Origin of the sequence: Methyloversatilis sp. (genome assembly GCF_030698125.1) — a bacterium.
Lineage (GTDB): Bacteria > Pseudomonadota > Gammaproteobacteria > Burkholderiales > Rhodocyclaceae > Methyloversatilis.
The window spans coordinates 35,854-49,366 of sequence record NZ_JAUYNV010000006.1 but is presented as its reverse complement, the minus strand read 5'-3'; the positions used below and the strand labels follow the sequence as shown (position 1 = coordinate 49,366).

14 protein-coding genes are annotated in these 13,513 nt (G+C 66.3%); 3 read left to right on the top strand and 11 right to left on the bottom strand.

Annotated features, from left to right (window positions below; all coding sequences use genetic code 11):
- Positions 1-92: 92 nt before the first annotated feature.
- From Q8Q80_RS02695 to Q8Q80_RS02675, 5 genes are read right to left on the bottom strand one after another with little or no spacing between them, the layout of a single operon-like run.
- Positions 93-395 carry a YqjK family protein gene (locus Q8Q80_RS02695; RefSeq protein WP_305631453.1) on the bottom strand — a complete coding sequence of 101 codons (303 nt, stop codon included), beginning with the start codon at positions 393-395 and terminating at the stop codon, positions 93-95.
- Positions 392-772 (bottom strand): phage holin family protein, encoded by a 381-nt coding sequence (locus Q8Q80_RS02690; RefSeq protein WP_305631452.1) that lies wholly within the window; start codon positions 770-772, stop codon positions 392-394. Before Q8Q80_RS02690 ends, Q8Q80_RS02695 begins: the two co-directional genes overlap by 4 nt.
- A gap of 5 nt (positions 773-777) precedes the next feature.
- The gene (locus Q8Q80_RS02685; protein ID WP_305631451.1) at positions 778-1,098 is read right to left on the bottom strand and encodes a YqjD family protein; all 321 of its coding nucleotides are present in this window, start codon (positions 1,096-1,098) and stop codon (positions 778-780) included.
- 51 nt (positions 1,099-1,149) lie between these two features.
- Complete coding sequence (locus tag Q8Q80_RS02680; protein WP_305631450.1) at positions 1,150-2,244, bottom strand: SGNH/GDSL hydrolase family protein; 1,095 nt, start codon at positions 2,242-2,244, stop codon at positions 1,150-1,152.
- A gap of 38 nt (positions 2,245-2,282) precedes the next feature.
- The gene (locus tag Q8Q80_RS02675; protein ID WP_305631449.1) at positions 2,283-3,077 is read right to left on the bottom strand and encodes an exodeoxyribonuclease III; all 795 of its coding nucleotides are present in this window, start codon (positions 3,075-3,077) and stop codon (positions 2,283-2,285) included.
- A 52-nt stretch (positions 3,078-3,129) separates the two neighbouring features.
- Here Q8Q80_RS02675 and pyrE point away from each other — a divergent pair, with 52 nt between their 5' ends.
- Together pyrE and Q8Q80_RS02665 are read left to right on the top strand one after the other, a co-directional pair.
- Positions 3,130-3,750: an orotate phosphoribosyltransferase gene (pyrE, locus tag Q8Q80_RS02670; protein WP_305631629.1), complete on the top strand. Its 621-nt coding sequence runs from the start codon at positions 3,130-3,132 to the stop codon at positions 3,748-3,750.
- 2 nt (positions 3,751-3,752) lie between these two features.
- Positions 3,753-4,373 (top strand): hypothetical protein, encoded by a 621-nt coding sequence (locus tag Q8Q80_RS02665; RefSeq protein ID WP_305631448.1) that lies wholly within the window; start codon positions 3,753-3,755, stop codon positions 4,371-4,373.
- A 70-nt stretch (positions 4,374-4,443) separates the two neighbouring features.
- Here the strand turns inward: Q8Q80_RS02665 and Q8Q80_RS02660 are convergent, their stop codons facing one another.
- Positions 4,444-5,943 (bottom strand): YifB family Mg chelatase-like AAA ATPase, encoded by a 1,500-nt coding sequence (locus tag Q8Q80_RS02660; protein WP_305631447.1) that lies wholly within the window; start codon positions 5,941-5,943, stop codon positions 4,444-4,446.
- Between the two features lie 95 nt (positions 5,944-6,038).
- Entirely contained in the window at positions 6,039-6,407 is a 369-nt protein-coding gene (locus Q8Q80_RS02655) for a YidH family protein (RefSeq protein WP_305631446.1), read from the bottom strand.
- Positions 6,408-6,697: 290 nt separating this feature from the next.
- Between Q8Q80_RS02655 and Q8Q80_RS02650 the strand changes: the two genes are divergently transcribed.
- The gene (locus tag Q8Q80_RS02650) at positions 6,698-7,825 is read left to right on the top strand and encodes an aminotransferase class V-fold PLP-dependent enzyme (RefSeq protein WP_305631445.1); all 1,128 of its coding nucleotides are present in this window, start codon (positions 6,698-6,700) and stop codon (positions 7,823-7,825) included.
- On the opposite strand, the gene Q8Q80_RS02645 is transcribed toward Q8Q80_RS02650, so the two are convergent.
- The 4 genes from Q8Q80_RS02645 to Q8Q80_RS02630 form a co-directional block, all read right to left on the bottom strand.
- Positions 7,797-9,230: a sensor histidine kinase gene (locus Q8Q80_RS02645; protein ID WP_305631444.1), complete on the bottom strand. Its 1,434-nt coding sequence runs from the start codon at positions 9,228-9,230 to the stop codon at positions 7,797-7,799. The genes Q8Q80_RS02650 and Q8Q80_RS02645 overlap by 29 nt on opposite strands.
- A gap of 82 nt (positions 9,231-9,312) precedes the next feature.
- Entirely contained in the window at positions 9,313-11,376 is a 2,064-nt protein-coding gene (locus Q8Q80_RS02640; RefSeq protein ID WP_305631628.1) for a TonB-dependent receptor, read from the bottom strand.
- Positions 11,377-11,580: 204 nt separating this feature from the next.
- The gene (nikR, locus tag Q8Q80_RS02635) at positions 11,581-12,081 is read right to left on the bottom strand and encodes a nickel-responsive transcriptional regulator NikR (protein ID WP_305631443.1); all 501 of its coding nucleotides are present in this window, start codon (positions 12,079-12,081) and stop codon (positions 11,581-11,583) included.
- 1 nt (position 12,082) lies between these two features.
- The gene (locus tag Q8Q80_RS02630; RefSeq protein WP_305631442.1) at positions 12,083-13,495 is read right to left on the bottom strand and encodes a Fic family protein; all 1,413 of its coding nucleotides are present in this window, start codon (positions 13,493-13,495) and stop codon (positions 12,083-12,085) included.
- Positions 13,496-13,513 lie beyond the last annotated feature (18 nt).

The window sequence follows — 13,513 nt, the reverse complement described above, 5'->3', positions numbered from 1 at the left end:
GCAGTGATCTGAATTCGGCAATCATGCCGAAAACTTGAGTTACCGGCGCCGACCCGAGTCCCGCCGGGGAATAATCCCGGGCCGCACGCGACTCACGATCGCCGGCTGCCGGAACCCAGTCTGAGCTGCACTTGCTGCAGCAATCGCCAGCCACCCCACAGCCGCAGACCCCAGCGCCAGACACGACGCGGCCGCAGCAGGAACAGGGCGACCGCTGCCGCGGCGATGACTTCCGGATGTCCTCGCACCCACTGCACACCATCGCGCACCGTGTCGCCAAAGCGCAATGCCGGTGACAGCGCAGCCGATTGTTCGACTGCGATGCCGCGCAGCAGGCGCGATCGCTCCAGCAGACGTTCGCGCGCCAGCGCAAGGTGCAGGCGTTGCGGGTTCATTGGCGCAGGCTATCGCGGTCGCGTTTCAGTTCGTCGAGCGACGAAGCAAACAGGCGTGTGCCCTCGGCCATGCGTGCCCGCGCGACGACCGCCGCCAGCACTCCGAGCGTGATGAATAGTGTGGAAAACAGCGTCAACGCCAGCAGGCGGTGGCTGTCCCACAGAAGAACGGTCAGCAGCACCGCCACAAAGGCGATGCCGAAGGTGAGGAAGGCAATGGCCAGCGCGCCGTACACCAGCAGTTCGGTCAGACGCAGCGCTTCGTCGCGCGCCTCGACCGTGACCAACTCCAGCCTGACCTGAACAAGTTCGATCAGGCTGGAGAAGAAGCCCTTCAGCGATACGGCAAGACGCTCGGGCCGTTGCGATTCCGACATCGCGCTCAGCGACGACCGATCAGCAGCCCGATCAGCAATCCGGCGCCGGCCGCAACGCCGATCGCCTTCCACGGGTGATCGTGTACGTAGTCATCGGTGACGCGCGCCACTTCGCGCGACTTTTCCTTCAGCGCGACTTCGGCGTCAGCCAGCTTGTGTCGCGCGGAGGTCAGATTTTCCTGCATGCGCACGCGCAGTTCGCCCACTTTTTCGCCCGCCTGGTTGGCCGTGACCTTCAGCAGCTCTTCCGCGTCGGTGATCACTACCTTCAGGTCCGCAATCAGCTTTTGCTTGGTGACGGTTGATTGATCGATGAGTTCGGACATTGATGTTCTCCTTGTTGAATGGGGCGCCTCTAAAGACAGGAAGTTAACCCCTTAAGTTGCCTCGCGCAACGCACCCATGTGGGCCTGTACCCTTGAAGCACGTAGGCGACCGGCTACGCCGATCAGGCCAAGACCGGCCAGCAGCATGGCCCAGGTCTGTATTTCAGGCACCGGAACCAGCGCCTGCGCGAACCGCCCGGCAAGCGCCTCGTGCGCTGCAGTGGTGATGTGCACGTCGTCCCAGTACAGATAGGACGTCGGATCGGTACACGATGGATTGAACTGGCACATGTCCGTCGTGTTGCCGAATCCGGCACCGGCGGGGTCCAGATTCGCATGGGTGGTCAGCGCGAAGGTGTCGCTGGAAAAGAACTGCGCATCGGTCAGCGATCCGGCCAGCCCGCCCAGCAGGCCGCTCAGATAGAAGTTGTGCGACGCCGCAGTCTGTGTCGCCAGGGCGGACAGTTGCGGTCCGGCGGCCAGCGCAAAGGGCGTCACGCCAAGATTCGGCATGTTCGGGATCAGGAAGCTGCGCGCACCGGCGGCGTAGAGCGTCTGCACCGAACCTTGCAGGTGGCCGATCGCATTGGAGATGTAGGCCGAGGTCAGCGCCGGTATCGCTTCAGGCGCCCCGGCGAGAGCCTGATCGGCAAGCGAAAAGTAGTCGTTCGGCCCGGCCCAGACGAAATACAGCGCCTGGCCGTCGATCGTGCCGCCGTTCCCGGCGATGTGCGACGCCACCTGGGCGACCACGCCGGTGCCGTCGAACGATCCCGCCGGAAAGCCGGATTCGCCGTCTTCATCGATATAGTTGTCGGGCAGACCGGGCAGCGCGGACGGACCCGTCTTGGCACCGCCCACCGCATAACTGGTCAGGTTCAGGTTCAGCGATTCGGCCAGATATTCGATCGCCACCTTGCCATTCGAAAAGCGCCCCTGGGCATAGCCGAAGTCAGGGCTCGGGAAATTGACAAGGCCGGAGGACAGCCCGCTGGCCAGCGCAGTGAAGTTTCCGGTATCGGTCAGGCTGTCGCCGAATGCGACGATTCCACTGTACGGCGAGCTCGCTGAATAGGCGCTCGACCACGGAAACGCGACAAACAGCGCGGCGGCAAGCACGCGCGTGCAACGGCTTTTCGTATTCATGCTGACCTCGCTGTGCTTTTTTTGGAGGCACGACTTCGTCATGCCGTAGAGACATCGTAGTCGACAATCAGCGGCGCATGATCACTGAATCGATGATCCTTGTAGACCCTCGCTGCGCGGGCCTTCGCCGCGATTCCCGGGGTCGCGATCTGGTAGTCGATGCGCCACCCGACATTGTTTGCGCGCGCCTGGCCGCGGTTGCTCCACCAGGTGTAGCAGTCGTCGGTGGTGTCGGGGTGCAGGCTGCGGTAGACATCGACCCAGCCGCCCTGGCCGAGCAGTGCGCTCATCCACGCCCGCTCTTCGGGCAGGAAGCCTGAATTCTTCAGATTGCCCTTCCAGTTCTTCAGGTCGATTTCCCGGTGCGCGATGTTCCAGTCGCCACAGATGACGATTTCGCGACCGCTGGCGCGCAGCGCCGCCAGATGCGGCACAAACGCATCGAGAAAGCGGAATTTCGCCTCCTGCCGCTCCGGTGCGCTGGAGCCGGACGGCAGATAGAGCGAAATGACCGTCAGGTCGCCGAAATCGGCTTCCACATAGCGGCCCTCGTCATCGAATTCCTGCACGCCGAAGCCGGTGATCACGCGCGAGGGCGCACGCCGCGAGTAAATCCCGACGCCGCTGTAGCCCTTCTTCAGCGCGTAGTGAAAATGGCCGGGCAGACCGCCGAGGGCGGCCGGCGCGCGCATCGTATCGTCGAGATCGGCCGCCTGCGCCTTCAGCTCCTGCACCGCCAGCACGCCGGGCGACTCGCCGGCCAGCCAGGCCCACACACCCTTTGTCGTGGCCGAGCGGATACCGTTGAGGTTGAGCGACACGATACGTAACATGGCCGGTTTATCCGATTCGTTGGGAAAATCCGTGGATTCTAGACGTTCATTCGTGCAGTTCGCCTGCGACACCGGCGTGCTGCGCTTCGGCAGCTTCACCACCAAGGCTGGCCGCCAGTCGCCGTACTTTTTCAACGCCGGTTTGTTCAACAGTGGCGCGTCGGTGCTAAAGCTTTCGGAGTTCTATGCCGAAACCATCCTGAACCGTGCGCCTGCGTTCGACATGCTGTTCGGCCCGGCCTACAAGGGCATCGTGCTGGCCGCCGGTGCGGCGATGCAGATGGCGCAGCGCGGTCGCGATGTGCCGTTCGCGTTCAACCGCAAGGAAGCGAAGGACCACGGCGAAGGCGGCACGCTGATCGGCGCGCCGCTCAAGGGCCGCGTGCTGATCATCGATGACGTGATCAGCGCCGGTACTTCGGTGCGCGAGTCGGTCGAACTGATCCGTGCCGCCGGCGCGATACCGGCCGGCGTCGCCATCGCACTCGACCGCATGGAGCGCGGCAGCGGCGCGTTGTCAGCGGTTCAGGAAGTGGAACGTTCATACGGCATGCCGGTGGTGGCCTGCGCCAGTCTCGATGATCTGGTGAGCTATCTGCAGCTCACCGCCGGCATGGAGAGCAATCTGGCTGCGGTGCAGGCGTACCGCGCGCAATACGGAGTCGGTCCCTGAAGATGAACACCCTGGAACTGCGTCACCTGCTGCCCGGCCTGGCCCTGATCGGCCTGATGTTCGCCCCGCTCGCCGAGGCGCGCGTCTATTGCTGCAAGGACGCGCGCGGACAGCAGGTGTGCGGCGACGTACTGCCGGAAGCCTGTGCCGACCGCAGCTACCGGGAGCTCAACAAGCAGGGCGCCACGGTGAAGCAGGTCGACGCGCCGATCAGTGTGGAACAGCGCGAAAAGCGCGACGCCGAGGCGCAGAAGGCCAGCGAGGAAGACCGCGTGCGCCAGGAACAGCGGCGGCGCGATGCCACGCTGCTCAATACCTATTCAAGCGAACGCGACATCGACATGGCGCGCAAGCGCCGGGTGACCGATATCGAAGACCTGCTGACGCAGCTGCGCGACCAGGCGCAGACGCTCAAGCAGCGCCACGTCAAGCTGGAAACCGACGCCGCGCGCTTCGCCGGCAAGCCGCTACCGGCGGGCATCAAGGACCGGCTGGACACCAACGCGCAGGACATGCGCCTGCTGGCCGACAACATCGCCTCGAAAGAGCGCGATCTGGTCGAGACGCAGCAGCGCTTCCAGGAAGACCTCGCGCGCTTCCGGCAACTGAGCGGACAGCACTGAGCGGGCCGCCCGGGATCGGTTGCTGCGTCATCGCAGACCCCGGGGTGTGCTGACATCGATTTGCAGACCCCTAACGTGCCGGTGCGTCGAGCGCGCGCCGGTACTGGATCGCTTCGGCGACGTGGACCGGGGCGATGCAGTCCGCCTGTGCCAGATCGGCGATCGTCCGCGCCACCTTGAGGCAACGGTGATAGGCGCGCGCCGACAGGTTCAGCGCCGTCATCGCCTGGCCGAGCAGCGCGCGCGCCGGATCGGTCAGCACGCAGTGCAGATCGATGTCGGCCGCCTCCAGCGACTGGTTCGTCCGCGCCTGACGCGCGAGCTGCCGGCAGCGTGCGGCCGACACCCGCGCACGCACCACCGGCGTCGCTTCGCCGGGACCGGCGCGCAGTTCATGTTCGGCCAGCGGTGCAACGGTCACCAGCAGGTCGATGCGGTCGAGCAGCGGGCCTGACAGGCGGTTGCGGTAACGCGCCACCTGATCCGGCGTGCAGCGACAGCGCGCCGACGGATGACCCAGATACCCGCACGGACACGGATTCATCGCGGCAACCAGCTGGAAACGCGCCGGAAACTGCGCCCGGTGGGCGGCGCGCGCAATCGTCACATGACCGGTTTCCAGCGGCTCGCGCAGCGCTTCGAGCACGCGACGGTCGAATTCAGGCAGTTCGTCGAGAAACAGCACGCCGTGGTGTGCCAGTGAAATCTCGCCTGGCCGCGGTACCGCGCCTCCGCCCACCAGCGCGGCAGCGCTCGCCGAATGGTGCGGCGCGCGGTACGGCCGATGCGTCAGACGGGCGGCATCGAACAGGCCGGCGCCGGACAGCACGGCCGCCGTTTCCAGCGCCTCGGCTTCTTCAAGATCGGGCAGCAGGCCGGGCAGACGCGCCGCCAGCATCGATTTGCCGGTGCCGGGCGGGCCGCTGAGCAACAGCGAATGATTGCCCGCGGCGGCAATTTCCAGTGCGCGGCGTGCCTGCAGCTGGCCCCGCACATCGGCCAGATCCGGCCAGACCGGCGCTGCGCGCTGCGCCGGCGCGCTCGCGCGGGGCAGCGCCTCGCGGCCGCACAGGTGGGCGCACACATCGAGCAGCGAGCGCGCGGCGCGCACATCGACGCCGGCCACCATCACGGCTTCGGCCGCCGATTCCGCCGGCAGCACGAAACAGCGACCGGCGTCGCGCGCGCCGAGCGCCATCGGCAGCGCCCCGCGCACCGGACGCAGCGCACCGGTCAGTGACAGTTCGCCAGCGAATTCGTGGCGGTCGAGCGCGGGCGCGTCGAGCGCACCGGACGCGATCAGGATGCCGAGCGCGATCGGCAGGTCGAACCGGCCGGATTCCTTCGGCAGGTCGGCCGGCGCCAGATTGACGGTGATGCGCCGGGCCGGAAACTCGAAGCCGGAGCAGAGGATGGCCGCGCGCACACGGTCGCGCGCTTCGCGCACTTCGGCATCAGGCAGACCGACCAGCGAAAACGCGGGCAACCCGTTTGCGACGTGCACTTCGACCGCCACCTCCGGTGCGTACAGACCGGCCAGCGCGCGGCTGCGCAGGATGGCGAGTGACATGTGTTCGTCATGTGATGCAATGGGCGCAGTCTAGCGCACACCCCGTCCGGTCATGCCATCGGGTTCAACCGCTCGCGGTGCCGCGGCGCGAGCGCTCAGGCGGCGCGGTACAGCATGACCGCCAGCCCGGCCGCCAGCGCCGCAACAATCAGATTGACCCAGGCGCCCCAGCGTGCGCCGTAGCCGGGCGGAAATTCGGCCGGCGTCAGCGTGCCGAGCAGGCGCAGGTATTGCCGCGACGACCAGCCGGCCACCCATGCGCCGAGCACGATGAACGCCAGCCCGAACCACAGCGACGCACCGGACAGGCCGGCCCCATGTTGTGCCGGCGACACCAGCCGGATCAGGATGCCGGCGCGTTCGACGACGAAACCGAAGGCGATCAGCGCCAGACTGGTGCGGTTCCACGCCAGCAGCGTGCGCTCGGCGGCGAACAGCACACGCGGGTCCTTCAGGTCAGACACGATGTTTGTCCTCACGGTTTGTAACGCGGCAGGCACCACTGCGAGCAGCCTGCCCGCACGATGAATGCCAGACACGGACGTTAGCAGACCGGGCGGACACTGCCCTGACGGGTTGCGCGGGCCGGTCGAGCGAACCGGCCCGCGGTGATTTAGAATCGCGGGCCTTCGAGTACGCACGGCCCGGCCATCCGCCGACCGACGACCCGTCGAATCGTCACAGGCACTGCCCTGCCGCCGCCACGAGCGACGGCGCGGTCCTGTCACACCACCTCATCTATCCGGAGAAAACCGTGCCCAGCCTGTTGCCCAACGTCGACCCCCAGGGGCTGCTCGAATATTCGGTCGTGTATACGGACCGCGCGCTCAACCACATGTCGCAATCGTTCCAGGGCGTCATGAAGGACATTTCGCGCGTGCTCAAGCAGGTCTACAACGCGAAATCGGCGGTCGTCGTACCGGGCAGCGGTACCTTCGGCATGGAGGCGGTGGCGCGACAGTTCGCCACCGACAAGAAGGTGATGGTCATCCGCAATGGCTGGTTCAGCTTCCGCTGGACGCAGATTTTCGACATGGGCCGCATTCCGTCCGAATCGGTCGTGCTGAAGGCGCGCCAGCCGGTGCCCGGATCGCAGAAGGCGTTCGCACCGCCGCCGGTCAGTGAAGTGGTCGCCGCCATCCTCGAACACAAACCCGCCGTGGTGTTCGCACCGCAGGTCGAAACCTCGGCCGGCCTGCAACTGCCGGACGACTATCTGCGCGAGGTCGCCGCCGCGGTGCGCGAAGTCGACGGCCTGTTCGTGGTTGACGCGATCGCTGCCGGCACCTTGTGGGTGGACATGGGTGCACTGGGCATCGACATCGTCGTCAGCGCGCCGCAGAAGGGCTGGAGCGGTTCGCCGTGCGCCGGCCTGGTCATGCTGGGCGAGCGCGCACGCGCACGCATCGATTCGACCACCAGCACCAGCTACGCCGCCGACCTGAAGAAGTGGCTGCAGATCATGGAAACCTATGAAGGCGGCGGCCATGCCTATCACGCCACGCTGCCGACCGACGGTCTGACGCAATTGCGCAATGTGATGCTGGAAACCGAAAGTTTCGGCTTCGACAAGGTGAAAGCCAGCCAGATCGAGCTGGGCCGCCAGATCCGCGCACTGATGGAAGCGCGCGGCTTCGAAAGCGTTGCCGCCGAAGGTTTCAAGGCACCGTGCGTCGTGGTCAGCTACACCAGCGATCCGGATATCCAGAACGGCAAAAAGTTCATGGCGCAGGGACTGCAGATCGCCGCCGGCGTGCCGCTGCAGGTCGACGAACCGGCCGATTTCCGCAGCTTCCGCATCGGTCTGTTCGGACTGGACAAGCTGCAGAACGTGGAACGCACGGTGCAGAACTTCAAGGCGGCGCTGGACAGGATCGAGTAGTTTCCGCCGGCTCGCTCGCCGGAGGCCGATCCGCTTCGTCCCCCGACGGGTCGGCCATCGAACGTGGCAAGTCCAGCACGAATTCCGCACCGCCGTCCGGGTGGTTGCGGGCGGACAGCACGCCGCCGTGCTGTTCGACGATGCCGTAGCTGATCGACAGGCCAAGGCCGGTGCCCTTGCCGACCGGCTTGGTGGTGAAGAAGGGCTCGAAAATGCGCGACAGGTACTCGTCGGGTATGCCCGGCCCGTCGTCGCGCAGGCTCATGCGCACCCGGTCGCCCTCGTTGGTGCAGCTCAGCGTGAGCTCGGCGACACGATCGTCGGCACCGGCGGCGTCGTAGGCGTTCTGCAGCAGATTCATGACCACCTGCTGCAATTGACCCGCACTGCCCGTGACCACGCAAGGTTCGCGCGCCGCCCAGTGCAGGGTGACGACCGCGCTGGTGCCCTTGTGTATCCAGTGGATGGCCCGCTCGATCACGGCAGTGAGATCGACGGCGCTGCGACCTTCCGGATCAACGGCGGAAAATCGCTTCAGCCCGTTGACGATGTCGGCGGTGCGCTGCGCGCCTTCCATGGTGCCTTCGATCAACGAGGGCAGATCCTTCAGCAGATGTTCGATGCGCAACCTGGCGCGCAGCGCGCCCAGTTCCTCGTCGGACGCTCCGGCGTGCACGGCGTCGATGTAGCACCTCATGCGTTCGCTGTACTTCTTCAGCGCATGCACGTTGCCGAGCACGAAGCTGATCGGGTTGTTCAGCTCATGCGCGACACCGGCCACCAGGCGGCCGAGCGAAGCCATCTTTTCCGAATGCAGCAGCTGCTGCTGTGCCAGCTTGAGCGCCTCGTGCGCTTCGCGCAGTTCGTGGTAGGCGCGCTTGAGTTCCGCAGTGGGCCGGCCGACCAGCACGGTGCCGGCGCGCCGGCCGTTGCGCGTGAAGCGCGGCGTCAGATTGGTATCCACCGGCACCCCGGCGCCCGCAGCGTCGCGCAGGTTCAATTCGACCGCCTCGCCCCGGCGCGACGGATTGGCGTCATCGAGCACGCCGCGCATGCGGGCGCGGCTTTCGTCGTCGGCCAGCAGCGCGAACACCGGCGTACCGCGCAGCGCGTCGTCGCTGCGCCCCACCAGCTCGCACAGCGCAGCGTTGGTTTCCTCGATCTCGCCACGCTCGTTGCACACCAGCAGCACGTCCGACATCGCCGACATGACGCTGAAGATGAACTGCTGCGACTGTTCCAGTTCGACGTTCTTCTGCTCGAGCGCGATTTCGTCGCTCACCAGCTGCGAATACACCTCGTCCATGCGCTGGATCACGTCCAGCCAGGTCGCCTCGTCCACACCTTCGATGTGGGCGCGCGCAAGCAGGGCTTCGGTGTCGACGGATTTCGGATGTTCGGTCATCGCGGCGGGCAGGGGGCGGCACAGCAGCGCATGGTAGCGCCGACGGTGTCCGCCCCGCCAACTCGTCGCATCGCGCCTGCGATCAGAAGCGGGCGCTCAGCGTGAAGCGCAGGCTGCGCGGCTCGACCGGATGAAAGTGGCGGTCGTCGACGCCACCCGCCGCTTCGCCGCGCAGGCGCGAGGTGTAGAAGTACTCGATGTCGTTGTCGCCGCTGTCGAACAGGTTGAACACGTCCAGCATCAGCCGCAGGTCGCGGCTGAACCGGTGGCCGAGGCGCAGATAGGCCAGCGTGGTCGAACCGGCGCGCACCGAATTGTCTTCGAGAAGCGGGCGCGGGCCGACGTGACGCAGTTGCAGGTGACCGAACCAGCCATTCGCCAGCGGATTGTCGTCGGTCAGGCTCAGGCCGGCAGCGACGACGCGGTCGACCGCCCCCGGTACGCGGTTGCCTGCCGGATCGTTCTCGGTGAAGCGGGCGCGCGAGGCGGCAAGATCGAGGTCGACCAGCAGCCAGGGCTGCACCGCCCACCGGTTGTTCCACTCGATGCCGCTGCGCCGGCTGGCCCGGTTGGGCTCGGTTTCACCGGCGTCGCCGACGAACAGCAGTTCCGAATCCAGCTTCAGCGTCCACACGGCCAGCGAGCTCTGCAGCCCCGGTATGAGCTCCGTGCGCACACCGACTTCTCCGCCCTGGGTGCGCACCAGCGCGTCCACCGGGTCGGTCGGCAGCCCGCCCCGGGCGGTGATGCGCGCCGTGGTACCGCGGGCGTCGTTGCTGTGAAAGCCGTTGCCGTAATTCACGAAATACTCGGTGCGCGCCCACGGCCCGAAGATGAGCGACAGCTTGGGCGAGACAATGTGGTCCGACGCATCGCCGCTGTTGGCCGCAATCGAACTCGACACATCGAATTCGTAGCGGTCCACGCGCACGCCAGCCACGCTGCGCAGCCAGGACGACCACTGCACCGAATTCTCGCCATACAGGCCGACGCTGGTCTGGCGCACGCGACTTTCCTGGGTCACACCGGTGGTGGTGCGCGCAACCGTGGTGTAAAGCCCGACCGGGCTCAGGCGGTCGTGACGCACCTGCACGCCCAGCGTGTTGGTCATCGGGAGCCCGGCCAGCCGGCCGTCCCAGCTGCGACTGGCGCTCATGCCAAGTACCTTGCGCTGCTCGGACTGGCGGAACTGGTCGCCGTCGGTCGGGTTGTCGAGGAAGTACGTGAAGTTGGACCACAGATCCAGTTCCGACTGTATCGCGTAGGCGTTGAGGCGGAAGGCGCCATCGTCGTAGGCGCGCTGATGGTTCACCGACAGGCTGTAGCGCTGCGTCTTGCCGCCATCCGTCGGGTCCACCGTGCCATACCGGCCGATCTGGCCGGACTGCACGGCGCGCAGCGGAATCTGGTCCGTCGAATCCCAGCGGGCGGTATAGGCCATCGCAGTGACCGACGTGCGGTTTGCACCTTCACCCAAGGTGTAGCGCAACACGCCGTTGATGCGACGGAAATCTTCCGGGTTTTCCCACGGGCCGTCGTTGCGCGAAGTTTCCAGTGCATAGAGCAGGCTGCCCGCGCCCGCCTCATGGGCATTCATCAGCAGCGCGCGCCGGTAGCCGTCCTTGCCGGTGCTGACTTCGGCGGTGCCGTAGTCGAGCCGGTCGCGCAGGCCCAGGCGGGCGGAGCCTGCTGAGGAGAAGTCGCCTTCTTCGGCGTAGTAGGGACCTTTTCGGTAATCGATGCGGCCGATCAGCTCCGGGATGAGCCAGTTCAGATCGGTATAGCCGTGGCCGTGTGCATGCGTCGGCATATTGGCCGGCATGCCGTCGATGTAGGTGGCGAAATCGGTGCCGTGGTCGAGGTTGAAGCCGCGCAGGAAGTACTGGTTCGCCTTGCCGCCACCACTGTGCTGCGTGACGATGATGCCGGGCACGAATTCCAGCAACTCCGCCGGACGCAGCGTCGGCCGGTTCTCGATCAGCTTCCGGGTGACCTGACCCTGGCTTGCCGCGTCAGAGGTGCCGATCGCGTTGTCGTAGTGACCTTCGACGGTCACTGTATCGAGGTGGTGGGCCGCCGGTGACGTTTCATGCGCCAGCGCGAAGCTCGATGCCCCGATGACGGGCACGCACAGCGCCCCGAACATCCCCCTTTTCAAAGCTGGCGCAGCGAGCAAGTCCTTCGCCGACAAAATTTTCTTGCTGTTCATGTCCTTGTATGAAGAATCGAAAAAGTTAGCATACAAGTGAAGCATTACAGTTCATGCACACTGGCCGGATCGGTGTTTCGGTACAAGCAACGTCAGGGTGTGGCCGCTCGGTTCGGTGCAGCGGCGGCAGCGGTGTTTGCGTCAGGTGCTGGGCTTGATGTGCACGTGGCCATGCCCGCCGCGTTCGTGCCGCCGCGTATAGCTGTGCCCGCCCGGCCCCGCGTGGTGGTGGCCGGCATCGAGTTCGACGCTGATCAGGTTGATCTGGCCGTGATGCACGCCGCGCTCGGCGCACACCGCATCGGCGAACTGCCGTACCGCCGCGATCTCGCCTTTCAGGATGACCGTTTCGAGGCAGTAGTCGTGGTCGAGGTGGGCGTGCATCGACGACACCGTGAGGTCGTGGTGGGCGTGCTGCAGGCTGATGATGCGCTCGGCCAGGTCGCGTTCGTGGTGGTTGAACACGTACGACAGACACGCTACGCAATGCGTGGCACTACCCGTCTGCTGGGCGGTGCGGTCAAGCTCGGCGCGGAACAGGTCGCGCACCGCTTCAGAGCGGTTGCCGTAGCCGCGCTGCGCGATCCAGTCGTCGAACTGGGCAGCCAGCTGGTCGTCGAGGGAAATGGTGAAGCGCTGCATGTCATGACTCCGATGAGGTCGTATCGATCGACCCGCCGTTCGTGGCCAGCCAGTCGGCAAATTCCAGCGGTCGCAGGCCGAAGCGGACCGCATTGCCCTCGTGCAGCGAGCGGAACTCCTGCAGCACCAGTTCGACGAAGCGCGCCCGATCGGCCGCCGCCACACCGGCCGGCGTCGTCTCGTGTGCCGTCGCCGCGCTGGCCGGCCGCCCGCCCAGCACGATGGCGCGCACCGCTTCGGTCAGCGCCTTGCGATGGCGCAGGCGGAAGGTGTCGGGCGGCACCAGTTGCTGTTTTACCGCCACGTATTGCTGGCACGAGCGGGCGTAGGCCTGGACGAACACGTCGCGCAGCAGCTCGATGCGGTTCAGCTCGTAGACCGCGATCATCGCATCCACATAGGCCTGCTGCGGCACGTCGATGAAGGACAGCGGGCACAGATTGGTGCGGATCAGCGGAATGTTGGCGGCCAGCCGCGACACCCGCTTGTTCACGTCCTCGAACGGCTGCAGATAGGGCAGATGCACCATCAGGAAGAAGGCCTGCTCGAACGGGTCGAGGATGTCGGCGGCGATGTCGGTGACGATGCCGAACAGCTCGTCGAGCGGCTGCGGCATCGCCAGCGGCCGGTACACGCAGCCGCTGATCTCGACCGCCCGGCTGCGCACCCGGCCACCGGCCTGCGGATCGCGCAGCAGCCCGTCGGACAGCAGCGCGTGCAGCGACAGCAGGGTTTCACGATCGACGCCGATGCGACCCGCGCCATGCACCAGGTACTCGATGGCCGCCTTGTGGTTCAGGATCATCTGCGTTTCGAGCGCGTCCTTTCCCTCGGCGATCTCGCCCAGTTCGATCAGGCGTTCGGTATCGAGCCGCGAATAGGTGTTGCCCTCCAGTTGCGACGAGGCCCAGGACAGGTCGATCAGCAGCCGGTTCAGGATGTCGCCGGCAAAGGTGCCCGCCGCCGCTTCGCCGACCGGTGAGCGGCCGAGCACGTGCAGTTGCGCGCGCAGCGGCTCCGGCAGATAGAAGGTGTCATTGGCGCGATAACGCTCGACGAAGCCGATGTCGTAACCGACGGGGCGACGCAGATGCAGCGGCCGGCGCACCAGATCGCGCAGCTCGGCACCCTCGGCCGACAGCGTCACATAGGGGGCCGGGGCGGCGGCCGGCAGGGGCTCCATCGCCGCCAGCGCGGCGCCGGCGGGCGCCGGGAAATACTTCAGCGCCCGCGCCTCGCCGCGCGTCAGGACACGGCCCTGCGCGACCAGCTCGGCCAGCCGCCGCTGCAGCGTGCGTCGCGCCACGCCCTCGCCCAGCGCGCGCAGCAACCCGTCCACACCGATGCCTTCCGGATGGCGGGCGATCTGTGCGGCAAGCGTGTGCGGATCGATGGACGAGCGGGGCCGGGTCATTTCAGTGGCGCAATTCAA